We start from the raw sequence: 26029 nt of genomic DNA on the forward strand, positions 1-26029 counted from the left end.
GTTGTGCTTACTTGGAATTTTTTAACATCACACACATGAAAAAATATATTAGTTTAAGTTTAGTTTTAATCATGACAATGATAGGTTTTGCACAACAAAATTTATCAATTATGTCTTACAATATTAGATTAGCGTCTGTTGATGATGGCGCAAATCATTGGAATATTCGCAAACAAAAATTGGTTGATTTAATCAAATATTATGATGCTGATTTTGTTGGTGTACAAGAAGCGCAAGTTCCTCAGTTAGATTTTATCAAACAAAATAATTCGAGTTTAGATTTTATTGGATCTCCTCGAAATGATGATAAAAACGCTGAATATTCTGCTATTTTCTATAAAAAAGATCAATATAAAGTTTTAGAACAACATACTTTTTGGTTATCAGAAACGCCAGAAAAAATGTCGAAAGGTTGGGATGCTTCTTATTATAGAATTATCACTTACGGATTATTTCAAGATAAAAAAACGAAAAATACATTTTGGATAATCAATACACATTTTGATAATGATGGAAAAATTGCGCGTCAAAAATCGTTAGAAATGATTGATAATTTAATTCAAAAGTTAACTGAAAAGAAAAACGTTCCAGCATTTTTTATGGGAGATTTTAATATGAATCAAAACGATGAATCTGTTAAATATATTCAAAACAAATATTTAGATACTCGTCTAAATGCGCAAATGGTTTATGGACCAGATTTTACATGGGAAGATTTTAAATTCAATGTAAAAGGAACAGAAATTTTAGATTACATTTTTTACAAAAAGAATTCAAAAGTAACGTGTAAAAGTTTCAATACGATTGATGATTTCTACGATTTCAAATATCCATCAGATCATTTACCAATTTTAGCCAAATTTTTAATTCAATAATAATTATGACAAAATCACATTTGAAATATCCTCTTATTGCAGCTTTATTGTTAAATTATTTTGCCGTAAATGCGCAAGATTTTAAACTTTCGAACAAGAAAATCGAAATATATACAACTGCAAAAAATACGAATCAACGTATCGCAAAATCGACAGATAAGTTAGCTGTAAAAAAGTTTCCACAACCAAAAGAAACAGATATTGCAATTTTTATTGATCCAAAACGTAAATTCCAAAAATTTGAAGGAATTGGAGGAGCTATCACAGATGCTTCAGCAGAAGTTTTAGCAAAATTGCCAAAGAAAACGCAACAAGAAATTATCAAAGCTTATTATAGCGAAAAAGAAGGAATTGGTTATTCGTTGATTAGAACAACAATAAATTCGAGTGATTTTTCGAGCGATAGTTACACGTATGTAAAAGATAATGATAATGAGTTAAAAACTTTTGACATTGCACATGATTTGAATTATAAAATTCCGATGATTAAAATGGCAAAAGCAGAAATGAAAGATGCCTATCGTTTATATGCAAGTCCTTGGAGTCCGCCAGCTTGGATGAAAACGAATAACAGTATGTTAAAAGGAGGTTCTTTGAAACCTGAATATTACCAAACTTGGGCTAACTATTTTGTGAAATTTATCGAGAATTATGAGAAAATTGGTTTACCAATTTGGGGAGTTTCTATTCAGAACGAACCAATGGCAACGCAAACATGGGAATCGTGTATTTATACAGCTGAAGAAGAACGTGATTTTTTGAAAAATAATTTAGGTCCGACTTTTCACCAAAAAGGATTAAAAGACAAAAAAATTATTGTGTGGGATCATAACCGTGATTTAATTTATCAACGTGCTTCAACTATTTTGAATGATTCTGAAGCTGCTAAATATGTTTGGGGAGTTGGTTTTCACTGGTACGAAACATGGAACGGAAGCGTGAATTTATTCAATAATGTAGCGTTAACTCACGAAGCTTTCCCGAATGTTAATTTAATTTTTACAGAAGGTTGTAAAGAACAATTTGATTACAATCAAATGGGAAATTGGGCATTGGGTGAAAAATATGGTTACAATATGATCAACGATTTTAACTCCGGAACAGTTGCTTGGACAGATTGGAATGTTTTGTTGGATGAAAAAGGAGGACCAAATCACGTAGGAAATTTCTGTTTTGCACCAATTCATGGTGATACTAGAAATGGACAGGTTACGTATACAAATTCGTTTTACTACATTGGTCAATTCTCAAAATTTATTCGTCCAGGTGCGCAAAGAATTGCGGCATCGTCTAATCGTTCAGATTTAATGACAACTTCCTTTGTAAACAAAGACGGAAAAGTTGTGGTGGTTGTGATGAATCAAACAGATAAACCTTATCAATATAATTTATGGATAGAAGGAGAAGCTGTTGAGGTAAATTCGCAAGAACATTCGATTAGCACAATCATTATTTCGTAAAAAAATAGAATAATTAAAGGGAAAATTATTTATAGTAAATTGCTTGACAAATTGACAACGTAAGAAGTTAAAGTCAAGCAATTTTTATTTAAAATAGAAGAAAATGAAATATTTAGTTGCCTTATTTTTAATGATAAGTTATACATATGCGCAGAAAACGATAGTATATGATAAAAAAAATAATTTAGCGTTTGATATTTATTATCCGAAAAACTATAAAGAGAATCAAACCTATAATGTATTTGCTTGGGTACACGGAGGCGGATTTTCAGGAGGAACAAGAGCGGATAAAGAAGAAATTGAACGAATGAAAGATGCTCAAGAAAGAGGTTTCGTAGCTGTTTCTATCTCGTATAGATTATTGGCAAATTCTTCGGCTGGTTTTGGGTGTGATTTGCCAAAACAAGAAAAGTTGATGATTTTTAAAGAAGCCTCTTTTGATGTTTTAACTGCGCTAAATTTTATTCAAAATAATTCAAAAGAACTTAAATTCTCGATTAATAAATTAATTTTAGGAGGAAGTAGTGCAGGAGCGGAGACTATTCTAAATGCTTATTATTTGAGAGATTTATGGTACGGAAATCAATTCAATCAAGTTAAAATTGATGGATTAGTAAGTTATGCAGGAGCGATTGTAGACAATCGTTATGTTACAAAATCGAGTGTTTTGCCAACAGTTTATGTACATGGTTTAAGCGATGATGTTGTACCAGCTTACAATGCGCCACACAGAAGTTGTTTGGATAATCAACCAGGATTTTTTCCTTTAAATGGTTCTGCTACTTTAGAAGATTTGAATAGAAAATATAGTCAGGCATCTTTTGCTATTTTCTCTAATTCAGGAAAACATGAATGGTCTGGATTAAGAAAACAATATTTAGACGAAGTTTTCAATTTTATTAATCAATCAATAATTGGGAATAAAAAAGTAAATAATCGAATAATTGTTGACTAATAAAAATATAAGTACATGATAAATTATTTAATGATTATAAATATAAAACAAACAAAGAGCAAAAGTTTCTTCTGCTCTTTGCTAAATAACCTAACCAACTTTATACTATGAAAAATCTGTATAATCTTTAAACTCCTTTGTTACGAATCACAAATAAGAATTGTAAATTTAAGAATAGAATTATTATTTTAAATTGATGTAGATCAAGAAATAATAGGTAAATAAAATATAGAATCTGATTCAGTTTTAGCTAATGGAACAATGACAATCACTCTAAAATTTGATAAAAAAAACTACAATTACAAATTTTGAAGGAGGAACAGCTTGTTAATTCTTAAATAAAAAGACAAAGCAATTTGCTTTGTCTTTTATAGTTAGTTTTTGAGGATAAAATTAGAAATGACTTCTACTAATTCTATATTTATTGGAAGTTCTGGGTTGTTGTAAGAAGATAAATCATCTTTTGAAGTAACATTTTTTAAAACGTGATTCATCCCTTTGATAATAACAGCAGATTTAGGAGATAGGTTTTTAGCGTTCTCCGTATCAACTTGTATATCCATACCCCCTTGAATCACTAAAAAAGGAATAGTTAATTTATTGATTTCATTTACAGGATTATATTTAATCCAAGAAATTAAATAAGGTTGTACACTTTTACGAAATAATGAAGATAAATTAGGATTAATATTATTTACAGTATTTCCATTTTTCAAAGAATCTATAATAGCATACGATTCGGTTTTTAATTGTTCAGGAAGTAGATTTAATTGTTTTTTAAGTATTTGGTCAATAGATTCTCCTGCACCAGAAATCGAGATGAATTTGTCGACATTTTTTGAAGATGCAAGCATTCCAATTAATGAACCTTCGCTGTGTCCAGCTATTGAAATAGAACCAAATCTTTTATCTTTTTTTAAGAAAGTTATCCAATTCCTTGCGTCCTCAACGTAATCATCAAATGTAAGTTTAGACTCGTCCAAATTAGCAATAGAACTTTCTCCGATTCCTCTTTTGTCATAGCGAATAGATGCAATTCCTTTTTCAGCTAAACTATGAGCTAAATATTTCAAAGAGTTATTAATCATCATATTATTGTTTCCATTTCTATCTGTTGGTCCAGAACCAGAAATTAATAAAACAATTGGTATTTTAGATTTTGCATTTTGAGGTAAACATAATGTTCCAAATAATTTAACTTGATTTTCGTTAAGTTGAATATCTGATTCTGTGAAATCATTTTTTGATTGACCAAAAACTGTAGAACAAATAAGTATAAAGAAAAATAAAACTTTTTTCATATTTTTTGTGGTATTAATAATGATAATATTGTGGTTAAAACAATGATAAATAACAAGGTAGCAATGAAAGCAAAAACTTGTTTTGTATTTTTCATGTTTGTAACAGTTTTGAAACCTATGTATAAAAAATAGAGCATTATACACAAGAAAAATATCGCGATAAAAGCTACAATTACAAGTACAATCATTGTTGGAGCTTCGTGCAAAACTTCGAGATTATTTGTTGTAACTCCTTTCAAAACCTTGTCCATACTTTTGTTGACAATTGGAATAAAATCCGTTATGAATACAATGTAATAAGCGATTCTTGAGATTAAAACAACGTTTACAATGTCTATAATTCGTGTTCTGTTATTGATGATTTTTCCTAAAATGTAAAATATGAGGATTGCAATTACTAAATTTCTCGTATTTTGATACAACAAATCGAGATAAGAATAAGAAATTCCATTTTTCTTAATGCTTAAAAAATCAGGGAAAAAAGATTCAGTAATATTGGCGATATAAGTGAAAAGGAAATGCGAAAATAGTCCAATAATGAACAGTATTTTTTCATCGAAATATGCAAATGGATTAAGGAGTTTCTTTATCATTTTTTAGTGTATTTATTGTGTTAACAAATTCATCTGGCTGATCGCAGCTCACCAAATATTTTACATTTTCTAATTCAATAGCAACAAGTTTTGTACGATTTTTTATATTGCATCGATAATTGTCCATAGATCTTCCTATCAAACCATAAATGCCTCGTGCACCTATAATCATCAAATTATTTTGAGATTTTCTTGTAATAATTTTCACTTCATTTATCGGAATAATACTCGTTTTGACTTTTGAAATAAGATAAATATTATTCAAATCAACTTTAATTTTATTTAAAGAGATTAAAAAATAATACGCAAACAACGGATAAATAATGATTGCATAAATCACCGCAACATATACTTCTGTTTCTTTAAACAATATTCCTCCAATTAAGATTAATAATACAATTAAAATAGCAGTTGTAACCTTAAAAAATAGCGACATCGATACTGAAAATTCTTTATTCATCGGACATTGTTTTTATTTTATTAATCAAATCATCTACTTTATTTCGCATGGTTGGATAGCTGACTTCAAATTCTTTTGCCATGTCTTTTAAACTTCCTGAGTTGACAAAGAATTGCATAATAAATGCTTGTTCTTCATTTGTAAGTTTCAGAAATAAAGGAAGTTCATAGTTTCCTACAACTTGTGTTTCGCAATGGTTGCAAATTAATTTTTCGACCGCTAATTCTTCGGCACAGCTGGGACATATAACAGGAAGTTTTTTCATTTGGTTAAATAATATTAAAATTAATTTTAATAAAGTTAAATAAAAGTTTAATTAATTCAAAATTTGAAATCATATTTTTTCAACTTTAATATTATTGATACATTTGCAACCTAAGTTTTAGTAAAATGAATTTTAAGAAATTAGCCCTTGCAGCATTGGCGCTAGGGACAACAGCATATATCGTTAATCACAATAGGAAAAAGGTAAAATATAAACCAGCTCAAAATTTTGATTTAGGTGGATTTTTAGGACGTTGGTACGAGATTGCACGTTTGGAAAATAAAGCACAAAAAGGACAAACAAATGTGACACATCGTTTTAATTTGAACGAAGAAAATGGGCAATTGGAAGTGATTGTACGCGGATATAATGCGAAGAAAAAAGGATGGGAAAAGATTGAAGGAATTGCTACGCAAGATATTGAAAATGTTGGGTTGTTCTCGACAACGTTTTTACCAATTTTAGCAAAAAAATTATATGTAATTGATTTTGATAAAGATTACAATAATGTATTAGTTGCAAGTGAAGATTATAAAAAGTTATGGATTCTATCGCGTAAGAAAGAGATTTCGGATAAGGTAAAAGACAGATTTTTTGATTCGGCAAAGAAAGTAGGATTTGATCCAAGTAAGTTAATTTGGCCTTCTCAAGTTCCAATTGCGAAATAAGATTATTTATTTTTAAGACATAAAAAAAGCCTCGAGAATTTCTCGAGGTTTTTTGTTTTATTATTTTTGGTTTTTCTTTTCCCAATCGATCGGGAAATTACAACTTTGGTACTCTTTTCCAATTTTAATGTAAGCATCACCAACTTGACGTTTTACCCAATCCATCAACAATGTACGTTCTTTATCTTGAACTGCAAATTTCTGAATTCTATAATAATCATCTTGATAATTGATTTTATGCTCTGGATAAAATTTATTGATTTTTAAGATTCTTAAAGCTTTTCTGTTATCAAAATCATCTTCGAAAACTTGAGAAATATCTCCTTCATTTAATGTTGCAATCGCTGTAAACATTGGTAGAGGCAAAGCCATTTTCTCGAAACGATCGTCACCAGAATTTTGGTTCATGATATTTCCTGAGTTAAATTTTGTGTATTTATCATCAGAAAATCTTAATGCAGCATCTTTAAATGTCATTTTTCCGTCGTTAATTAAAACTCGAATAGAATCTAATTTATTATAAGCCTTTTTTATTTCTTCTTCTGTTGGTTTCAACGTAATCAAGATATGGCGCAAATCTAATTCTTGTCCACGACGTTTTTCTAACTTAATAATATGATATCCAAAATCAGTTTTGAATGGATCAGAAATTTCACCTTCTTGTAAGTTAAACGCCACCGCATCAAACTCTTTTACCATTTTACCACGAGAAACTTTTTTGTATTCACCTCCGTTACTTGCAGAACCTGGATCTTCTGAATATAAAATTGCTTTCGTTGCAAAAGAAGCACCTTCTTCAATTTCTTTTTTGATTTCTTTTAATTGATCAATAATCTTTTGTTGATTTTCTTGCGAAACTTCAGGATAAGTTACAATATGGCTAATCGAAACTTCGTCTTTTACGTCTGGTAACTCACCTTGGTGTTTTTCGAAAAACAAACGAACTTCTTCTGGCGTAGCATCAGCACCTTTTACAACCATTTCTCTTTTGTTACGTGCATAAATATTATCTTCTACGATATATTTAGTTTCGTTTTTCATTTCCGCCATTGTACGGAATCCGAAATAGTCTAAAATTTGTTTTTCTCCTCCAGCTTGAGCAATCCAACCTTCGATTTGGTTGTTTAATTGACGAGTGACCTCGTCTTGTGTCACTTTGATTAAAGTATCTTGTTTTGCACGATCAACCAACATTTTGTCTAACATAATGTCATTTAGGAAATCACATTTGTCTTCGACTTTCATCCCTTGTTGTTTCGACATTAAATAGTCACGATCTACATCAGACTCTAAAACAATCTGATCTCCGACAACAGCAGCTATACCATCTACTTTAGCAAGACGTTTTGGTGTTGGTTTTGCTGTTTGTGCAAAAGTATTTACCGTAAATAATGCTGCAATTAGCAACATCATACTCGATTTAAATTTCATATACTTTAATTTCATTTTAATATTCTAAGCTCGATAAAAAAACTTACCGATGAGCAAATTTAACTTTTTTTGTTAAAGTCCAACATATTTTAATTTCCTTTAACAAAAGAATTGATTTTTTAGTTTATTGTTAAGATTAAACTAAGCCAAATGTACGCAAAGAAACATTCCAAGCAGATTCGAAATCAAAAAGATTCAAACCATGTTTTTCTTTATGCTCATTTGCGAAACTAATTAACTTCTCAGTTGGCATATTTCCGACCATATCACTTTTTGACATTGGACATCCGCCCAAACCTTTTATAGCGCCATCAAAACGACGACAACCATTATCATAAGCGGCTTGTACTTTGGAATGCCATTCGGTATAAACGGTATGAAAATGTGCGCCAAATTCAATTTCTGGATAATGAGGAATCAAATTTTGGAACAAATCAACAATTGTTTTTTCATCTGCAACACCAATTGTATCTGATAAATTGATTGAAGAAATTCCGATATCCGCCATTTTTTTAGACCATTCTTTTACGATTTCTTCATTCCAAGTTTCTCCATAAGGGTTTCCAAACGCCATCGAAAGATAAATTAACATATGTTTACCATTATCATTTGAGATTTGGTTGATTTCTTTCACCATTTCAAACGCTTCTTCACGACTTTTATTCGTGTTGAATTGTTGAAAATTCTCTGAAATAGAAAAAGGAAATCCAATAATATCCACTTTTTCGTGTTCTGCAGCTTTCATTGCGCCACTTTTATTGGCAACAACAACAGATAATTTCGATTTTGAATTGGTTTTATCAATATTATCTAAAACTTCTTTTGTGTCCGCCATCTGTGGAATCGCTTTTGGCGAAACAAAACTTCCACAATCTATCGCTTCAAAACCAACAGTCAATAAACGATTTAAGTAATCGATTTTCTTATCAGTTGGAATAAAATCTTTGCGTCCTTGCATTGCATCACGAGGACATTCAATAATTTTAAAAGTTAGCTCACTCATTTTTTTGGTTTATTTGCGCCTTAAAGGTAGATAATTTAGTAATTTTGACAAAAATTAAAACGCAATGCAAACAGAATGGAGAGAAAAGTTGGTAACACGCTTTTTGAAATATGTTAAAACTTACACTGAAAGTGAAGCTTTTTTAGATAAATTTCCAAGTACAGACCGTCAATGGGATTTAGCAAATTATTTGGTTGAAGAGTTAAAACAAATCGGTTTAGAAGATGTTTCAATAGATGAAAACGGGTATGTTTTTGGATATGTTCCTTCTACAGTTGATCACGAAGTGCCTACTATTGGTTTTGTTTCTCATATGGATACATCGCCAGATTTTTCTGGAGAAAATGTACAACCTCAAATTTGGGAAAATTACGATGGTGGAGATATCAAATTGAACGAATCAATGATTTTATCACCAAACGAGTTCCCTGAATTATCTCAATATAAAGGTCAAACAATCATTACAACTGATGGTACAACATTATTAGGTGCTGATGATAAAGCTGGTGTTGCTGAAATTGTAACAGCTGCAGAATATTTGATTGCTCATCCAGAAATTAAACATGGACGTATTGCTATTGGATTTACACCTGACGAAGAGGTTGGTCGCGGTGCAGATTTCTTTAATGTAGAGAAATTTGGTGCTGAATGGGGTTACACAATGGATGGTTCTGAAATTGGAGAATTAGAGTACGAAAACTTTAATGCTGCATCTGGAATTGTTACAATCAAAGGTAAATCTGTTCACCCAGGTTATGCAAAAGATAAGATGATTAATGCATCTAATATTGCAATGGAGTTTGCTGCGCAATTACCAAACGACGAAGTTCCTGAATTAACTGATGGTCGCGAAGGATTCTTTCATTTAGCTAAAATTACAGGAAATGTATCTGAAGCAAAAATGGTTTACATTATCCGTGACCACGATATGGAGCAATATGAAGCGCGTAAAGCTTTATTTTTACAAATTGCTGCTGATATTCAAGAGCGTTTTGATCATGAAGTAATTACAGCAGAAGTTTCTGATCAATATTTTAATATGATTGAGAAAGTAAAAGAGAAATTCCAATCTGTTGAAATCGCAGAACAAGCTTTGAAAGACTGTGGTGTTACGCCAAATATCAAACCAATTCGTGGAGGTACAGATGGTGCTCGTTTATCTTTTATGGGATTACCTTGTCCTAATATCTTTGCTGGAGGTCATAATTTCCACGGACCTTACGAATATGTTCCGGTAGAATCTATGGAAAAAGCAACAGAAATTATTGTACGTATTGCAGAATTAACAGCTGAAGGAGCGAAATAATTCTTACAATATATCTTAAAAATAACTTAAGTTTTCTTTTTTGGTTTAAATTTTGTGTAATTTCAAATCAAATTAGAAAACTTTTTTTATGAAAAATATCGTATTATCAGCAGCCGCTATATTTTGTTCAACTTTTGCATTTGCGCAAGAAGAGATAAATGTTGGAGATTTTAATATCTTAAAAGTTTATGATAAAATTCCAGTTGAATTAATTTCATCAAACGAAAACTTAGTGAAAGTAGATGGAGTTAATGCGAGCGATGTTCAAGTTGAAAATAACAAAGGTGAACTGAAATTGAAAATGACAGGAACCAAATTGATGCAAGGAGGAGAAGCAACGGTTAAGGTTTATTACAAATCATTATATGAAATTCAGGCAAGTCAAGGTTCTCGCATTTATTCTGGTGATGTCGTAAAATCGCAAGCATTGTATTTGACATCTAACGAAGGTTCATCTATTAAATTACCAATCGAAACCTCAAAATTAGAAGTCAAAATAAATTCTGGTGCAGAAGTAATTTTAACTGGTGATACTGAATTTCAGACTGTAATTGCAAATTCTGGAGGGAAATATTATTCGAAAACATTAAATTCTGATACAGCAAGTTTAACAACAAATGCAGGAGGAGTAATAGAAGCGAGAGCAGAGAAATCTGTAGATGCAAAAACTAGAGCAGGTGGAGTGATTGATATTTATGGTAATCCAACGCAGCGTAATCATAAAAAATTAGCTGGCGGAAAGATTAATTTTAAATAATTAAAACTTTAACAATAATAGAAAAGCAACGATTAATTTGTTGCTTTTTTTGTTTGATACAACAAGTAAATTAATTCGACATATTTGCTATAACTTATCGTTCCTTCTTGGTTATTTGCCTTCAAAAACTGATTATTTAATTCAGAAAAAGTATCGCTTGTAGCACCTTCATATTTCAAATAATGTTTTAATTCGGCTTTTCTGTCTTGCTTTATTTTAGAATGCATATTATCCAATTCCATTTTCACAAAATACGGATCAGATTTGTAAATAGCGCCTAAAAGTGTGTAAATACTTTTGTAATAAACCGAATAATTAATTTCTGGGTTTTTAGATTTTGCACCTAAATAATAAGCCAAAAAATTAGCTTCACTTTCTGATGCAAACCCCATTTGATGCCCATATTCGTGGAAAAGTGTAGCAGGTTGTTTTAAATTTGTATTGTATCGATTCAGATTTGCTTCTACCGTAAAAGGATTATAGTATCCCAAAATACCCATAAAATTTTGCATTTCCGAAATCCAAGATAATTTGTAATGTACATCTTTTAATAATCGATAATTTTTTAACCATTTTACATTTTTTACTTGGTGCTGTAAAGCAAAAAATTCTTGGTTATAATCTTTTAAATTAGATTTGAATTTTATCGTTGTTGTTGAATCATTGTGTTCGATTAAATTTCTTGCTGATATTGCTTTATCAAGTTCGTAGCAATAGAATTCTTTCAGAATTTTAGGTTGAATAACGATTTTTTCTTTGTTAATAGTTAATGTTTCTTTTTTGTACATCACGCCCCAAGCAAACGTGTAAATAAAGTAAATACAATTTACAAAAATCATAATGTGATAAATTGAATGCGAAACTTTTTCTTTTGATTTGAAAAAACTTCGAATCAATTTAAAAATCAATACAAAACCGATTATTCCAATGATTAAATAAAATAATTCTCCAACAGGAAAATGAACTGAATTCGTGATTTTTGCAATAAATCCTGAAATTGGAAATGTAAGATAATTCACTATAAAATCATCAACGCTTTCGATTGAAAATAATATCGAAAATAAAATAATTTGAAATAGAAAAATAAGAATACTTCGATAAGTTTTATTCAACTTCTTTAGCATATTGATTGGCGATATAACTGATATAAATTAACTGAAAAGTATGGTAAAGCATAATCGGAATCAAATAAATACCGATATCTCCTTTAAAAATAACTGCTGCAATTACTGAGCCATGAACCAATGATTTTTTAGTCGAACAAAATTGAATGGTAATATCATCTTCTCGATTAAAATTCATTTTCTTAGCAATCCATTTTGAAAGTTTGAAAAAGAAAAAGAATAACGCAACTACAATTATGAAAACTGCCAACAACGGAAGAACGCCTAATTTTGTAAATAATCCATCCAAAAAAGTATGACTAAAACTGTTGTAAACAATAAGTACAATGGTTAGTTTATCTAAATTACCGAATTGCTTTTTATATTTATTATAAAAGAATCCTAAATAAGGTTGTAAAAGTGCACCGACAAAAACAGGTAAAATAATTTTAAGAACCAAATCCAAAAAAGTGGCTAATAAATCAAATTCACCATTACTTTTTGATAAAAACAAACTCATCCAAAGCGGTGTAACAACAATACCTATTAGTCCAGAAATACTTGCATTAAAAATAGCACTTGGTATGTTTCCTTTTGCTATCGAAACCATTACAACTGACGAAGAAACGGTACTTGGTAATGCGGCTAAATAAAATATAGCGACATAAAGTGTAAAATAAACTGGGTAACTTTTTACCAACGGATAAAAACACAAAACAAGTATTGGAAAAAAAATAAATGTAATAGATTGAATCAAGACATGCATTTTCCAATTTGCTAAATCCTTGAAAACTTCTTTCCAATTAAGTTTTAGCCCATAAAAAAAGAATACTAGAATAACGCCAATATCAATTACTGTGTTCAGATTAAAATCTTTGTAAGACCACAAACTAATATCGGGGAAAAAATAGGCAACAATAATGGCAACGAATAAAAACAGAATAAATGGATCAGGTAATTTATTTAGAATTTTCAAAATCAATAAAATTTAAACAAAAATAATAAATATGATGATAAACATTTACTAAATATTTATGAATTTGATTTAAAGATAAAATACATAATGTTAAGTATTTGTAAATTGAATAACTTTTTTTATATATTTGTACATACAACACTAAAAACTACTTATGAATACATGTCTACAGTGCAACCAAACTCTATTTGGCCGAAAAGACAAAAAGTTTTGTAATGATTTTTGTCGAAATTCTTATAATAATAATCTTAACCGTGATAAAGTAGAAATTGTACGAAATATTAACAACAGATTAAGAAAAAATAATCGTATCTTAAAAACTTTATTAGAAGAAGGAGCTCGTTCGGTAAATAAAAACGAATTGAGTTTGAGAAACTTTGATTTTAAGTACATTACAAATGTAGATGAATCAAAAAATGGCACGATTTTTTATGTGTACGATGTTGGATATCAAGAGTTAAACGAAGAAAATTATTTATTATTTCAGGTATAAATTTTTATTTTTTTATTGAAAAAGCGCGTCAACATGTTGATGCGCTTTTATATTTTAACTAAATCTTTTCTTTTTTTATACGTTATATTTTATGACTAATTTTTGTTGCGATTAAGTTTAACTTTCTAAAATAACTTAACTTTGCTCCACGATGAAAAAAGATATCAATCAACTTGATCCGAAAGAATTTATTCTGATTAAAGGTGCAAAACTGCACAACTTAAAAAACATTGATTTAGCGATTCCAAAAAATAAATTAGTCGTGATTACTGGGATGTCTGGTTCTGGGAAATCTACTTTGGCTTTTGATACGTTGTATGCGGAAGGGCAGCGTCGTTATGTCGAAAGTTTATCGTCTTATGCACGTCAGTTTTTAGGAAAATTGGATAAGCCTCAAGTTGATTATATCAAAGGAATAGCGCCAGCAATAGCGATTCAGCAAAAAGTAAATTCTACGAATCCGCGTTCTACAGTTGGGACATCAACAGAAGTTTACGATTATCTAAAGTTGTTGTACGCACGAATCGGTAAAACATATTCGCCAATTACAGGAGAATTAGTTCAAAAGGATTCGGTGACAGATGTAATTGATTATCTAAAAACTTTTGCGGCTGAAACTAAATTTATTCTTCAAATAAAATTAGTTGTGCCAGAGGAACGTTCGTTTGTTGAACATTTAAACATTCTTCAACAACAAGGGTTTACACGTTTGAGTGTAGATGGAAATCAAGTGAAAATTGAAGATCTAATTTCATTTAATTTCGAACCTCAACCCGAAAATGATGTTCATCTTGTCATTGATCGTATCGCTTTGCCAACAGAGGACGAAGAATCTTTTTATCATCGTTTGGCAGATTCTATCGATACGGCTTTTTTCGAAGGAAAAGGAGAAATAGCGATTGTAAATGTAGAAGATAATTCGGTAAAATATTTCTCAAATAAATTCGAATCAAATGGTTTGATTTTTAATGAACCAACTATCCATTTCTTTAGTTTCAATAATCCTTATGGAGCTTGTCCAACTTGCGAAGGTTACGGGAAAGTAATTGGAGTTGAGGAGAATCTTGTCGTTCCAAATAAATCGTTGTCAATCTACGAAGATGCGGTTGTAGCTTGGAAAGGTGAGAAAATGGGCGAGTGGAAAAATCATTTTATCAAACTTTCTCAAAAAGTAGATTTTCCAATTCATAAACCATATTTTGAGTTATCCGAAGAGCAAAAAGACTATTTGTGGCATGGAGATAACGACTGGGAAGGATTGGATGGTTTTTTTAAAATGGTTGAGGAGAATACATACAAAATTCAATATCGTGTAATGTTGTCTCGTTATCGTGGTAAAACAACTTGTCCAACTTGTAAAGGAAAGCGTTTGCGTAAGGAAACGAATTACGTGAAAATTGCGGATAAATCGATTAATGATTTGGTTGATTTACCTTTGAATGAGTTGAATGATTTCTTTACAAGTATTACATTTAACGAATATGATCAGCAAATTGCGGGTCGAATTATATATGAGATTAAGTCGCGTTTAACGTTTTTGTTAGATGTTGGTTTAGAATATTTAACGCTAAATCGTGCTTCGAATACGTTGTCTGGAGGAGAATCACAACGTATCAATTTAGCAACTTCTTTGGGAAGTAGTTTGGTTGGTTCGATGTATGTGTTAGACGAGCCTTCGATTGGTTTACATTCGCGTGATACAGCTAAATTTATTACAATTTTACATCGTTTACGCGATTTAGGCAATACAGTGATTGTGGTAGAGCATGATGAAGATATCATGAAAGCTGCTGATTATATCATCGATATTGGTCCAGAAGCAGGAACAAATGGAGGTGAAGTAGTTTTTGAAGGAACCTATGATGAATTATTAAAAGGTGATACATTAACATCTAAATATTTGAACGGAAAATTAGAAATTGAAGTTCCTAAAAAACGTCTAAAATCTCCTAATTATTTGAAAATTATTGGAGCAAGAGAAAATAATCTAAAAAATATTGATGTTAAATTTCCTCTGAACGAATTAACCGTTATTACAGGTGTTTCGGGTTCAGGGAAATCTACCTTAATGAAAGATATTTTAGCACCAGCTGTTCAGCGTCATTTCGAGATTTTTGGAAATAAAATCGGTGATTTTGATGAGTTAGTTGGAGATCTGAAACAATTGGAAGGAATTGAGTTAATCGATCAAAATCCAATCGGGAAATCTTCGCGTTCTAATCCTGTGACGTATGTAAAAGCTTACGATGATATCCGAAATTTATTTGCCAATCAGAAAGCAAGTAAAGTGATGGGATTTCAACCAAAACATTTTTCGTTTAATGTAGATGGCGGACGTTGTGATGCATGTAAAGGAGAAGGGACAATTACCATCGAAATGCAGTTTATGGCTGATGTAGAGCTGGTTTGTGAAGATTGCCATGGCGAACGTTTCAAGAAAGAAATCTTAGAAGTTAAATTCGAAGGAAAATCGATTTCAGATATTTTAAATCTAACAATTGATGAAGCAATTGACTTTTTTGCAACGCATCAACAAAATAAAATTGTCGAAAAGCTGAAACCATTACAAGATGTTGGTTTGGGTTATGTAAAACTTGGGCAATCGTCGAATACGCTTTCTGGTGGAGAGGCACAACGTGTGAAGCTGGCTTTTTTCTTGACGAAAGGAGAAACGACAAATAAAACCTTGTTTATTTTTGATGAGCCTTCTACAGGTCTGCATTTCCATGATATTCAGAAGTTGATTAAAGCATTACGTGCTTTGATTGATTTGGGACATTCGGTTTTTGTAATCGAACATAATATGGATATTATCAAAGTTGCCGATTGGGTGATTGATCTTGGTCCAGAAGGAGGGAAGAAAGGCGGTTATTTGGTTGCCGAAGGTACACCAGAAGAAATTGTCAAAGTAAAAGAGTCCTACACAGCTCAATTCTTAAAAGAGAAATTATAACAGAAATAAAATAAATTATTAAAACCGAGTTTAGTTCGGTTTTATTTTGCGTTACATTTTGGGTGATGATAAACAGGGAAATTGCACGAATTCGCAATAAAACACAATTCGTTTGCCTTTTTATGAAGTGAAAGCGCCAACTCGATTTGTGATGAATTAGAAATAATGATTTCAGGAAATAAATCTACTTTTATAATTTTTCCACTTCCATCAGGATTTATTTGCAATGTGGCCTCCGAATGATCTTGGTAAGAAATTACTTCGATTTTATGTTGTGTACAACAATATAAATACGACATCATATGACAAGAAGTCAAACTACTCAAAAGCAAATCTTCGGGATTGTATAAGTTTGGATCACCTTTGAAAGTTTTCGCAGCAGAAACTTCTAAATCAGGTTTTCCTTCAATCGAAATGTGATGACTTTTTGTATAAATTCTGGTTGAAGAATCTGTTTGAGGCTCTTTCTTAATCCAATTTAGGGCAACTTTAAATAAATGATTCAAGGCTTAATTTTTATCAAAAATAATCTTTTCTAAAAGAAAAACACAACTGAGAATCCTCAATTGTGTTTTCAAAAAATGTTATAATTTATCTACTATTTACTTTCTTAAATAGACATTTCCATATTTCGAAGAAAATTCTTGCAATGGCTGTTTACCTACGTTTGCTGCAATTACAGAATGAAAATTATCTGATTTTATAGTTTTGATTCCAAAATCTAGATTCGTGTACATCTTCCCAAAAAAAGTTTCCACTTTTATTTCTCCAATTTGTTTTGCATTCATTGTTGCATCTACACTTCCATATGTTGATTGTGCAATAATCGGTGCATCAAAATTGATAACTTCAATTGTTCCATACGTTGATTCGATAGTCGTTTTCATATGTTCAGGAACTTTGATTTCCAATGTAATATCCATTTGTACACCTGTAGAAACCGAAGAGGATTTAATGTCATTTGCATCAATATATTTTTGATAGTCCTCTTTGGTTTGAAATTGTTTTTTCTCATTACCAAAAGTCGCTGTCACCTGATGTGGAATATCTTCTAGTTTTACAACTTTACCTTCGATGGTTTTTCCTTGACTGTTTTTGCTTTCAGTTAAGTTGAAATTCAAGTCATTTTTACCATTATTGATATTAACATTTCCAGAGATACTCACTTCGTTTTGTTTCCATGTTGTGATTTTAACGATTTGTGGATAATCAAATTTTAATGTTAATTCTTGACCTTTTTCAACTGAAAAATTCTTCTGAATTTTTGTTTGAGCGATTGATAAATTTGCCAATAAGCCCACTGCTAAAGATAAAATGACTGTTCTCATAACGCTCTCAAATATATTTTACTATAATCTGATCTGAAAAGGAAACTTGTTCCTCCGCCATTTAATGTTCCTGTTGCTTGATTGTTAATTTTTATCATTTCAGATGATTTATCAACTGTTTCTAATTTTAACGATAATTCAGGTGCAATCAAAATATCACCAAACGAAGTTGTTAATTTTACATTTGCTTTAGATGATTTCGGAATTGAAGCATCCACGTGACCATAGATAGATACAAGCGACAAAGGACCTTTTACATTTTGACTAAATTTAGCATCGATAGAACCATAAATCGTGTTGATTGTTGCAGGTCCTGTTACATTTTCTAACACTACATTGTTGTAACTTGCAGTTGCTTCAACTTCGTTTTCGATATTTTTGAATGTAATGGTACTTCCAAATTGAGATTGATGATTAAATGAAATTGTTACACCTTTTGGAACTAAAATTTTGATATTTGGAGGTGTCATTTGTTGTAGTTGTTTTACCTCGATTATACCATTTTTTTCTACAACATTTATTCCTAAATCAGTGTTGTCCTCAAGTCCTAATGAGTTGATCGAGCGCAATCCTTTTGCTCTTTCGTCATTATCTCGCGATCTTGTTTTTGTAGAAAAAACAATTTCGTTTCCGTTGTAACCTTCTACTGTTACTCGTCCAAGATCAAGGTTCATTTTTCCTTTACTTACAGCTAATTTGTACGTTTTCGAATTATCTTCATTCGCACTTTTCGATTCATTTTGTGCAAAAGTGTACGTAGACATCATCATAAAAGATGCAGCTACCAAAAATATTTTTCTTATCATTTTTTGATTTTTTTGTTAATTATTATTTTCTAAAAAGAACCGCGTACGCTTCGTCTTTCACAAACGGTTTTGTTGTAGGATCCAACACCATTTCTTGTAATTTATTTGTTAATTTCAAACCGATTTGATCGTTATTGATATGCGCAATCATTCCTATTAATTCCATTTGTACCATCGGATCATCTTGTTTCATAAAAATGTCTGTTAACTCTTTTGAAACGTCCGATTTAGGTAATTTTGAAGCAAGCGCTTCGAGTGCATTTAGTCGCACAATTGTATTGTTGTCATTTAAAGCTAAGTGGTATAAACTCTCTTTCAAATTGTGATCAATACTTGGTAAATCAGTTATTTTTGCAATTGCATCAATACGATTACTTGTTGATTCTTGATCATTTAATGAACTTAAAATTTCATTTTTAAGTGCTTCATCTATACCAATTAGTTCTTCTTTTGGTTGAACAATTTTTTCAACTTTTTTCTCTTTCTGAATTGTTACAAACTGAATTTCTTTTTTATTTTGTTCAGTTTTAATTTCAGTTGGATGAACAATTTCTGGTTGAATTTCTTCTACTTTTTTAACCTGCTTTTCTTTTACAATTTCAATTGTTTTTGGTGAATTTACTTGATCATTTTTTAATAAAAAATATCCACCAACACTCAATAAAACAAGCGCAGAAGCAGCAATACTCCAATTTTGAATTCTCCATTTCTTAGGCTGTTCAATTACCAAAGTTTTTTCTTCCTGTTTAGGAATCTCAGCCTGAATTCTTTTCCATAATTCTGCAGAAGGTTCTTTGTTTTCAAAGGCTTCTCTGTTTTTTTCGATATGTTTTTTTAAAGAATCATTCATTGCAAACGGTTTGTTGTAAGGTTTCGTAAATTTTCTTTTTTGCACGATGATATTTACTTCTCACCGTGTTGTGGCTCAATCCCAAAAGTTGAGCAATGTCTTCTTGCGGCATGTCTTCGAACAGAAATAGATTCACAATTGTTCTTGTATCCGTTGGTAATTCTTCAATTGCTTGTTGCAATTCTTCAATTTTACCATCCAACATTTGTTTTTCTTCCATGCTTTCTTCGCTGTTATCAATAATATTTGCTCCATCAACATCAGAAAAATAAACTTTGTTTTTTCGTAAATGTGAAATTGATTTATTAATCGCAACCCTACTGAACCAAGCACCTAAATTTTCGATGTTTTTCAACTTTTGAATATCAGAGAAAAGTGAAATAAAAATTTCTTGTGTTAAATCTTCCGCATCAGAAACTTCTGTGACCAAACGATAAACAGAATTGTAAACTGATTTCGAATAGCGATGATAGAGCTGAGTATAGCCAGCCTCTACACCAGATTCGCACCAATCTAATAGTTGTTTATCATTTATTGAAAAATTTTCTTTCTCCAAAATTTTCAAGGTTTCATTGTTGTTTCTATTGTATAGACGCAGCAAGTTTTTGAATGTTGCATCAATTTTTAAAAAAGTTTTTGAAATTTAACAATTATTGAATTATTCACCCTGATTTTCAGTGATAATAAGTAAAATTAAATTTCTAAAATTATCCTATTCATCTATATTCTTGATTATTTTTCTATTTTTGTTAGACACAGAGTTAGTCGAAATTGAATATGAAAAAAATAGTTATCATCTTATCTTTGGTTGTAGGAGCCAAGTCTTTTGCGCAAGAAATTGAAGTCAAAAATCTTAAAAAACACGTTTATTTTTTGGCTGATGACAAAATGAAAGGAAGAGGAACTGGAAGTGAAGAAAATTTGAAAGCTGCAAAATATATTGCAAAAGAATTCAAAAAATATAAACTTCAACCTTTAGGAGAAGATGGATATTTTCAAGGATTTGAGGCGAAGGTAAAAAAAGTAAAAGTTGTTGACAGTATTCGTTCTGCAAAAAATGTGATTGCTTTTTTAGATAATAAAGCGGAGAAAACGATTGTGATTGGTGCACATTACGACCATTTGGGAGAAGGAAAGCAAGGAAGTTCTTTGGCGAAAGATAGTTATGGAATGATTCACAATGGTGCTGATGATAACGTTTCTGGCGTTGCTGGTTTGTTAGAATTGGCAAGATTTTACAGTAAAAATAAAGTGACAGAACCTGTTAATTTTCTATTCATTGCTTTTGGTGCAGAGGAATTAGGTTTGGTAGGGTCACGTTATTTTGTGAAACATCCAACGTATGATTTATCGAAAGTGCATTGGATGTTAAACATGGATATGATTGGTCGTTTGAACAAAGAATCTGGCGTTTCAATTATAGGTTATGGAACTTCTCCAACTTTCGAAATAATTTTTAATGAAATTAATCCGACTGATTTTGTTAAATTTTATACAGGTTATGAAGGTAGAGGCGGTTCGGATCAAACTTCGTTTTATGAGAAAGATATTCCAGTTTTATTTTTCCATACAGGCGGTCACGACGATTATCATAAACCAACTGACGATGCAGATAAAGTAGATTATGAATCGTTGAAAGGAATTCTTAATCTCGAAAAAGCTGTGATTGAAGGAAGTTTCAAAATTGAAACGATGCCGTTTAGAAGCACTGATAAAACTGAAAAATAATTGATGAAAATCTAAAATTATTTTTTTTCAATCCGTATTTTTGCAACAAATTTCAACGATTGAAAACGGATCTTTTATTAATCACACCACCTTTTACGCAATTAAATACACCATATCCTGGAACAGTTTATTTAAAAGGATTTCTAAACACACTTTCATATTCAACTTTTCAAGCTGATTTAGGTTTAGATGTTATCTTACAATTATTTTCAAGAAAAGGTTTAATTAATTTATTTGAATTTATTCAAAATCAAGAGATTGAATTAGGTGATAATAGTAAAAGAATGGTGATGTTAAGCGACGAATATATCGCAACTATTGATCCTGTTATCCGATTTTTACAAGGAAAAAATTCGACCTTAGCTGATTCAATTATTCAAGATGGATATTTACCAGAAGCTTCTCGTTTTGCAGAAGTTGAAGATTTGGAATGGGCTTTTGGTTCGATGTCTTTTCAAGATAAAGCGAAGCATTTGGCAACGCTATATTTAGAAGATTTATCGGATTTAATCATTGAGGCTGTTGATGAAAATTTTGGTTTTTCTCGTTATGCTGAACGTTTAGGAAGATCGGCAAATTCTTTTGATGAATTGTATCAAGAATTACAGAAAGACCCAACTTATATTGATAAAATTACACTTTCGGAATTAGAGAAATTAATTCAGAAAACGATTCCAAAAATGATTGGTTTTTCGGTTCCTTTTCCAGGAAATTTATATTCGGCTTTCCGTTGTGCGCAATATATTAAAGCAAATTATCCTGAAATTGTTGTGGACATGGGTGGAGGTTTTCCAAATACAGAATTGCGCTCTTTAAGCGATTCACGAGTATTTGAGTTCTTCGATTTTATTACATTAGATGATGGTGAAGCACCAACTGAGCAATTGTTAAAATATATCAACAATGAAGTTGAAGTTTCAGAGTTAAAAAGAACTTTTACACTTCAAAATAATCAAGTTTCTTATATCAATAATCAAACTGTTCGCGATTATAAATTTAGCGAAGTGGGAACACCAGATTATACGGATATCAAATTAGATCAATATATTTCTGTCATCGAAGTGGTTAATCCAATGCATCGTTTGTGGAGTGATGGGCGTTGGAATAAGCTGACAATGGCGCATGGTTGTTATTGGGGGAAATGTACGTTTTGCGATATTTCGTTAGATTATATCAAAATTTATGAACCAATTGCTGCAAAACAAATTGTTGACCGAATGGAAGAGTTGATTGAAACAACTCAAAATACAGGTTTCCATTTTGTGGACGAAGCTGCTCCACCAGCATTAATGCGAGAAGTTGCGTTAGAAATTCTTCGAAGAAAATTGACCGTAACATGGTGGACAAATATAAGATTCGAGAAAAGTTTTACATATGATTTGTGTCGATTGTTGAAAGCTTCGGGTTGTATTGCGGTTTCTGGAGGTTTAGAAGTCGCTTCGGATCGATTGTTGAAATTGATTGATAAAGGTGTAACAGTGGAGCAAGTTGCGGTTGTAAATCGAAATTTTACCGAAGCTGGAATTATGGTACATGCATATTTGATGTATGGTTTTCCGACACAAACAAAGCAAGAAACGATTGATAGTTTGGAAATGGTGCGTCAAATGTTCGAATTAGGAATTCTTCAATCAGGATTTTGGCATCAATTTGCGATGACAGCGCATAGCCCAGTTGGGTTGAACCCAGAAAAATATGAAGTAATTAACCATAGTACTGAATTAGGAACTTTTGCGAATAATGATATGATTCACGAGGAAAAATCAGGTTTAATTCATGATCAGTTCTCGTATGGATTAAAGAAATCATTGTTTAACTATATGCATGGTGTTGGTTTTGAATTATCACTGAATGAATGGTTTGATTTTAAAGTTCCGAGAACCTCAATTCAACCAAATTATATCGAAACAGTTTTGAATAATGAAACTTTTGTAACGTATAAACCAACGCAAAAAGTGGTTTGGTTAGGAGGTAAGCCACAAATAGAATTTGTAACGAAAACCAAAAAAGGAAAAACTTTTGATAATGCTGTTTTACAATTTCATACCAAACAAGATTATCTTGAAATTGTTGTAGACAAAGAGATTGGCGAATGGTTGGTTGATTTTGTTCAATACTTGAAAGAAAGTCCAAAAGCAGTTTCTTATCAACAAATGAAACAAAGTTTTGAAGAAAAAATACAAACCGATTTTGAGATTTTTATTTATTCAAAACAAGCCGAAAAATTAAAAGAAACAGTTTTACTGATTGTTTAAACATAAAAAAACCTTGAATTATTCAAGGTTTTTTTGGTAGATATGAATTTGTATTTAATGATTTTAAAGAACCATCAGAATTAAACATTCTTTAGTATAGAATCTAGTTCTTTAGTTTCTATAATGTTTGGAGCAACTTTTTTTAATAATGTACTACGGATTAGTATCAATATTTTTCATGTTTAATAAAATTAAAACATATATAGATTTTACTTTACTTTAACCAACTCTACACGTCTATTTTTAGCTTTATTTTCTTCTGTATCATTTGCTACCAATGGTTTTTCAGCTCCGTATCCTATAGCAGATAAACGTGTTTTATCAATACCTAAAGCAATTAGTTTTTGCATTACAGCATTTGCACGATCATTAGATAGTTTTTTGTTATGCTTAGCGTCGCCAGAATTATCAGTATGCCCTTCAATTGATATTTTTAATGTGTTATCTTTCTTTAAGGCATTTGCAATTTCAGTCACAATCTCATCACCTTCTTGCGTGATTTTTGCTTGATCAACATCAAAATTAATATATAAAATAGATTTTCCATTCTTAGTCAAATCCTCAGCAATTTCGTCTGCTGTTACTTTGGTGATAGTTTGCTTAAAGTCTGTTTCTTGTAGTACATTAAGCGAAGCACCAGCATTGTTAGAAAGGTATTGTATATATACATTTCCTTTATCTTTTGTACGTAATACCCAAAACTTCATATTTTGTCCAGCGTATCCCATATCACCTTCGCCTCCTTTATTCGGATCTTGTTTATTGTAACGCTCATATTCTTCTTTGGTTATTTCACCATCAAACACTTTAACAGCCCCGATAGATTGTAAATAATCAGCCATACTTTTTTCAAAGAAATGTTGCGAAAATTCTTCTCCTTGTTTAGGTGAAACAAAAGTTTTATACAACTTTCCTTCAAAAGGTGTCATAACACCGTTAATAGGAAAAAAACATATGTCAAATTGTTTTACCAAAGGTTTGTTCATTTCTTTTAAACCTTGCGGAAGATTTATGAAAGGAAAATCTCCAATATCAGCTGTTGAAAATGGAATTTTGCTGATGTCAAATCCATTATCAGCAATCGTATTTTCTTGTTTTTGATTAGTATCTACTATAACATTATCCGTTTTCTTTTCTTCTGTTTTGTTGTTACAAGAAACAATCAAAGTAGCTGCAATCGCTACAATAAATAGTTTATTCATCGCTGTTCAAATATTAATTTTATAGTATTATTTGAGATAAAAATACTATAAATTATTATCATACAGTTATTTATTTACGTAATTATTTTAATCTTCTATTTAGATCTTTATTAAAAGTCATCCTCTTTCATTCAAATTTGTTTAATATAATTCAATTGTCGTAAGTTGGTTACTTCAAACAAGTTATTTAGTATTTTTAGTCGATTTCAAAGCCCATATAATTAGTAAAGGTTGCATGAATAATCGTGCTAATCTTTTTTGATCTGTATCCAATCCAAAACCATCTCTTTTGTTTTTATATTGAGCCCAGTTTCCAGGAAAAACAGCCCCAAAAAAACAAGCTGCTATTTTTCCAACTATTTCTTTTTTACTATCTGGAGCTAAAACAATCGTACTACCCAAGGCTATTTCTGCAATTCCCGAATACACAACTGTGTCATCTTTGGGTAAAGGAACCCAATTTGGTACTTGTGTCTTGAATTCTTTTCTAGCTATAGTTAAGTGAGCAATTCCTGCTCCAATCAAAAAAGCTCCTAAGGTATATCGTGCGATGTTTTGTGTCGTGTTATTTTTCATGGTATTCATTTTTAGAATGTTATTATTCAATAATGAATCAAAAATCGTACAACTAACACTTAATGGGTTTTGAATAGGTGAAAAATCAAGATTTTTTATTTGAAATTTATAGGGAATTAATTTATTATGTTTTACGCTTAACTTTTTACGTTTTTTTCTTTCTTGCTGTCACATTTATTATGTTGAAGAATAAGATGAAAATTGTTTTAAAACGTTTAACTTCTTGATATAATTTTCTACATTACATTTCGAAAATCACTCGAAGTGACGGTATTTGATGTGAGTATTGAAACTTGTTACTGAGTTTACGAAGTGTCGAAGTGTCGAACCGAATCCTCTAATTTTCTAACCACAATAGAAACATAGTTTTTTTTATTTTAGAAATTGTATAGTTCAGTAAACTGAAAAATATCGATTTATTTACTATGATTAAAACATTTCGATTCTAAATCGTCGGATTTTTAACTCCTTTTTCAATATTCAAAATCCTTTTTTTACAATGAATTTATAAATCGTCATTGCTGAAAAGTCGAGTGTCAATTCGGCGTAAAGAGCGTTAAAAATGATTTATGTTCGCATTTCATATGCGAATGTTCTAAAGCATTTAGCGAGTAGCCGTTATTGACCGACTTGTAAGCACAGACTTGACTTTTTTGGTTCGTTTTTGTGTCAAGACAAAAATGAA

The 26029-nt window shown here is 30.8% G+C and carries 25 protein-coding genes; 10 read left to right on the top strand and 15 right to left on the bottom strand.

What is annotated here, in order from left to right; all coding sequences use genetic code 11:
- Positions 1-35: 35 nt before the first annotated feature.
- The 3 genes from B3I31_RS11905 to B3I31_RS11915 all read left to right on the top strand — a co-directional run bounded on the left by B3I31_RS11905 (position 36) and on the right by B3I31_RS11915 (position 3290).
- Complete coding sequence (locus tag B3I31_RS11905; protein ID WP_221855166.1) at positions 36-875, top strand: endonuclease/exonuclease/phosphatase family protein; 840 nt, start codon at positions 36-38, stop codon at positions 873-875.
- A 5-nt stretch (positions 876-880) separates the two neighbouring features.
- On the top strand, positions 881-2335 hold the full coding sequence (locus B3I31_RS11910) for a glycoside hydrolase family 30 protein (protein WP_221855164.1): 1455 nt from the start codon (positions 881-883) through the stop codon (positions 2333-2335).
- A gap of 103 nt (positions 2336-2438) precedes the next feature.
- Positions 2439-3290 (top strand): carboxylesterase family protein, encoded by an 852-nt coding sequence (locus tag B3I31_RS11915; RefSeq protein WP_125350343.1) that lies wholly within the window; start codon positions 2439-2441, stop codon positions 3288-3290.
- A gap of 374 nt (positions 3291-3664) precedes the next feature.
- Here the strand turns inward: B3I31_RS11915 and B3I31_RS11920 are convergent, their stop codons facing one another.
- Genes B3I31_RS11920 through B3I31_RS11935 form a run of 4 tightly spaced genes read right to left on the bottom strand, consistent with a single transcriptional unit; the run spans position 3665 to position 5909 of the window.
- Positions 3665-4591 carry an alpha/beta hydrolase gene (locus tag B3I31_RS11920; protein ID WP_291046572.1) on the bottom strand — a complete coding sequence of 309 codons (927 nt, stop codon included), beginning with the start codon at positions 4589-4591 and terminating at the stop codon, positions 3665-3667.
- Complete coding sequence (locus tag B3I31_RS11925; protein WP_291053334.1) at positions 4588-5184, bottom strand: hypothetical protein; 597 nt, start codon at positions 5182-5184, stop codon at positions 4588-4590. The genes B3I31_RS11920 and B3I31_RS11925 overlap by 4 nt, the downstream gene beginning before the upstream one ends.
- The gene (locus tag B3I31_RS11930) at positions 5165-5644 is read right to left on the bottom strand and encodes a PH domain-containing protein (RefSeq protein ID WP_291053330.1); all 480 of its coding nucleotides are present in this window, start codon (positions 5642-5644) and stop codon (positions 5165-5167) included. The genes B3I31_RS11925 and B3I31_RS11930 overlap by 20 nt, the downstream gene beginning before the upstream one ends.
- Complete coding sequence (locus tag B3I31_RS11935; protein WP_038331614.1) at positions 5637-5909, bottom strand: DUF2089 family protein; 273 nt, start codon at positions 5907-5909, stop codon at positions 5637-5639. The genes B3I31_RS11930 and B3I31_RS11935 overlap by 8 nt, the downstream gene beginning before the upstream one ends.
- A 125-nt stretch (positions 5910-6034) precedes the next feature.
- Here B3I31_RS11935 and B3I31_RS11940 point away from each other — a divergent pair, with 125 nt between their 5' ends.
- Entirely contained in the window at positions 6035-6577 is a 543-nt protein-coding gene (locus B3I31_RS11940; protein ID WP_291046588.1) for a lipocalin family protein, read from the top strand.
- Between the two features lie 60 nt (positions 6578-6637).
- Here B3I31_RS11940 and B3I31_RS11945 read toward each other — a convergent pair whose 3' ends face one another.
- On the bottom strand, positions 6638-8008 hold the full coding sequence (locus B3I31_RS11945) for a peptidylprolyl isomerase (RefSeq protein WP_286485166.1): 1371 nt from the start codon (positions 8006-8008) through the stop codon (positions 6638-6640).
- 136 nt (positions 8009-8144) lie between these two features.
- On the bottom strand, positions 8145-9011 hold the full coding sequence (locus B3I31_RS11950; RefSeq protein ID WP_125350348.1) for a hydroxymethylglutaryl-CoA lyase: 867 nt from the start codon (positions 9009-9011) through the stop codon (positions 8145-8147).
- A 64-nt stretch (positions 9012-9075) separates the two neighbouring features.
- Here B3I31_RS11950 and pepT point away from each other — a divergent pair, with 64 nt between their 5' ends.
- Positions 9076-10317, top strand: a complete 1242-nt coding sequence (gene pepT / locus B3I31_RS11955) for a peptidase T (protein WP_115000674.1) — start codon at positions 9076-9078, stop codon at positions 10315-10317.
- An 88-nt stretch (positions 10318-10405) separates the two neighbouring features.
- Positions 10406-11074: a head GIN domain-containing protein gene (locus tag B3I31_RS11960; protein WP_291058778.1), complete on the top strand. Its 669-nt coding sequence runs from the start codon at positions 10406-10408 to the stop codon at positions 11072-11074.
- Positions 11075-11106: 32 nt separating this feature from the next.
- Here the strand turns inward: B3I31_RS11960 and B3I31_RS11965 are convergent, their stop codons facing one another.
- Together B3I31_RS11965 and B3I31_RS11970 are read right to left on the bottom strand one after the other, a co-directional pair.
- Positions 11107-12093 (bottom strand): DUF3810 family protein, encoded by a 987-nt coding sequence (locus B3I31_RS11965; protein WP_291078377.1) that lies wholly within the window; start codon positions 12091-12093, stop codon positions 11107-11109.
- An 85-nt stretch (positions 12094-12178) separates the two neighbouring features.
- Positions 12179-13153 (bottom strand): bile acid:sodium symporter family protein, encoded by a 975-nt coding sequence (locus B3I31_RS11970; protein WP_291058776.1) that lies wholly within the window; start codon positions 13151-13153, stop codon positions 12179-12181.
- 154 nt (positions 13154-13307) lie between these two features.
- Between B3I31_RS11970 and B3I31_RS11975 the strand changes: the two genes are divergently transcribed.
- Entirely contained in the window at positions 13308-13646 is a 339-nt protein-coding gene (locus tag B3I31_RS11975) for a hypothetical protein (RefSeq protein ID WP_291058774.1), read from the top strand.
- A 151-nt stretch (positions 13647-13797) separates the two neighbouring features.
- A complete protein-coding gene (uvrA, locus tag B3I31_RS11980; protein WP_291058772.1) occupies positions 13798-16599 on the top strand; it encodes an excinuclease ABC subunit UvrA in 2802 nt (933 codons plus the stop codon).
- A gap of 41 nt (positions 16600-16640) precedes the next feature.
- Here uvrA and B3I31_RS11985 read toward each other — a convergent pair whose 3' ends face one another.
- The 5 genes from B3I31_RS11985 to B3I31_RS12005 all read right to left on the bottom strand — a co-directional run bounded on the left by B3I31_RS11985 (position 16641) and on the right by B3I31_RS12005 (position 20139).
- Positions 16641-17105 carry an OsmC family protein gene (locus tag B3I31_RS11985; RefSeq protein WP_221855763.1) on the bottom strand — a complete coding sequence of 155 codons (465 nt, stop codon included), beginning with the start codon at positions 17103-17105 and terminating at the stop codon, positions 16641-16643.
- Between the two features lie 96 nt (positions 17106-17201).
- On the bottom strand, positions 17202-17927 hold the full coding sequence (locus B3I31_RS11990; protein ID WP_291053315.1) for a hypothetical protein: 726 nt from the start codon (positions 17925-17927) through the stop codon (positions 17202-17204).
- The gene (locus tag B3I31_RS11995) at positions 17924-18733 is read right to left on the bottom strand and encodes a hypothetical protein (RefSeq protein WP_038330640.1); all 810 of its coding nucleotides are present in this window, start codon (positions 18731-18733) and stop codon (positions 17924-17926) included. Before B3I31_RS11995 ends, B3I31_RS11990 begins: the two co-directional genes overlap by 4 nt.
- A gap of 22 nt (positions 18734-18755) precedes the next feature.
- Positions 18756-19583, bottom strand: a complete 828-nt coding sequence (locus B3I31_RS12000; RefSeq protein ID WP_291053312.1) for a hypothetical protein — start codon at positions 19581-19583, stop codon at positions 18756-18758.
- Positions 19576-20139 (bottom strand): RNA polymerase sigma factor, encoded by a 564-nt coding sequence (locus B3I31_RS12005; protein WP_291058767.1) that lies wholly within the window; start codon positions 20137-20139, stop codon positions 19576-19578. The genes B3I31_RS12000 and B3I31_RS12005 overlap by 8 nt, the downstream gene beginning before the upstream one ends.
- 221 nt (positions 20140-20360) lie before the next feature.
- Between B3I31_RS12005 and B3I31_RS12010 the strand changes: the two genes are divergently transcribed.
- Complete coding sequence (locus B3I31_RS12010) at positions 20361-21311, top strand: M20/M25/M40 family metallo-hydrolase (RefSeq protein ID WP_291053306.1); 951 nt, start codon at positions 20361-20363, stop codon at positions 21309-21311.
- A 59-nt stretch (positions 21312-21370) separates the two neighbouring features.
- A complete protein-coding gene (locus B3I31_RS12015) occupies positions 21371-23566 on the top strand; it encodes a B12-binding domain-containing radical SAM protein (RefSeq protein ID WP_291088068.1) in 2196 nt (731 codons plus the stop codon).
- 209 nt (positions 23567-23775) lie between these two features.
- Here the strand turns inward: B3I31_RS12015 and B3I31_RS12020 are convergent, their stop codons facing one another.
- Positions 23776-24768, bottom strand: a complete 993-nt coding sequence (locus B3I31_RS12020; RefSeq protein ID WP_291069913.1) for an OmpA family protein — start codon at positions 24766-24768, stop codon at positions 23776-23778.
- 183 nt (positions 24769-24951) lie between these two features.
- The gene (locus B3I31_RS12025; RefSeq protein ID WP_280050222.1) at positions 24952-25344 is read right to left on the bottom strand and encodes a DoxX family protein; all 393 of its coding nucleotides are present in this window, start codon (positions 25342-25344) and stop codon (positions 24952-24954) included.
- Positions 25345-26029: the final 685 nt, after the last annotated feature.

Origin of the sequence: Empedobacter sp. UBA3475 (genome assembly GCF_002378465.1) — a bacterium.
Lineage (GTDB): Bacteria > Bacteroidota > Bacteroidia > Flavobacteriales > Weeksellaceae > Empedobacter > Empedobacter falsenii_B.

Coding starts and splice junctions, on each gene's coding strand:
- B3I31_RS11905 (WP_221855166.1), top strand. CDS start 36: ATGAAAAAATATATTAGTTTAAGTTTAGTTTTAATCATGACAATGATA.
- B3I31_RS11910 (WP_221855164.1), top strand. CDS start 881: ATGACAAAATCACATTTGAAATATCCTCTTATTGCAGCTTTATTGTTA.
- B3I31_RS11915 (WP_125350343.1), top strand. CDS start 2,439: ATGAAATATTTAGTTGCCTTATTTTTAATGATAAGTTATACATATGCG.
- B3I31_RS11920 (WP_291046572.1), bottom strand. CDS start 4,591: ATGAAAAAAGTTTTATTTTTCTTTATACTTATTTGTTCTACAGTTTTT.
- B3I31_RS11925 (WP_291053334.1), bottom strand. CDS start 5,184: ATGATAAAGAAACTCCTTAATCCATTTGCATATTTCGATGAAAAAATA.
- B3I31_RS11930 (WP_291053330.1), bottom strand. CDS start 5,644: ATGAATAAAGAATTTTCAGTATCGATGTCGCTATTTTTTAAGGTTACA.
- B3I31_RS11935 (WP_038331614.1), bottom strand. CDS start 5,909: ATGAAAAAACTTCCTGTTATATGTCCCAGCTGTGCCGAAGAATTAGCG.
- B3I31_RS11940 (WP_291046588.1), top strand. CDS start 6,035: ATGAATTTTAAGAAATTAGCCCTTGCAGCATTGGCGCTAGGGACAACA.
- B3I31_RS11945 (WP_286485166.1), bottom strand. CDS start 8,008: ATGAAATTTAAATCGAGTATGATGTTGCTAATTGCAGCATTATTTACG.
- B3I31_RS11950 (WP_125350348.1), bottom strand. CDS start 9,011: ATGAGTGAGCTAACTTTTAAAATTATTGAATGTCCTCGTGATGCAATG.
- pepT (WP_115000674.1), top strand. CDS start 9,076: ATGCAAACAGAATGGAGAGAAAAGTTGGTAACACGCTTTTTGAAATAT.
- B3I31_RS11960 (WP_291058778.1), top strand. CDS start 10,406: ATGAAAAATATCGTATTATCAGCAGCCGCTATATTTTGTTCAACTTTT.
- B3I31_RS11975 (WP_291058774.1), top strand. CDS start 13,308: ATGAATACATGTCTACAGTGCAACCAAACTCTATTTGGCCGAAAAGAC.
- uvrA (WP_291058772.1), top strand. CDS start 13,798: ATGAAAAAAGATATCAATCAACTTGATCCGAAAGAATTTATTCTGATT.
- B3I31_RS11990 (WP_291053315.1), bottom strand. CDS start 17,927: ATGAGAACAGTCATTTTATCTTTAGCAGTGGGCTTATTGGCAAATTTA.
- B3I31_RS11995 (WP_038330640.1), bottom strand. CDS start 18,733: ATGATAAGAAAAATATTTTTGGTAGCTGCATCTTTTATGATGATGTCT.
- B3I31_RS12000 (WP_291053312.1), bottom strand. CDS start 19,583: ATGAATGATTCTTTAAAAAAACATATCGAAAAAAACAGAGAAGCCTTT.
- B3I31_RS12010 (WP_291053306.1), top strand. CDS start 20,361: ATGAAAAAAATAGTTATCATCTTATCTTTGGTTGTAGGAGCCAAGTCT.
- B3I31_RS12020 (WP_291069913.1), bottom strand. CDS start 24,768: ATGAATAAACTATTTATTGTAGCGATTGCAGCTACTTTGATTGTTTCT.
- B3I31_RS12025 (WP_280050222.1), bottom strand. CDS start 25,344: ATGAAAAATAACACGACACAAAACATCGCACGATATACCTTAGGAGCT.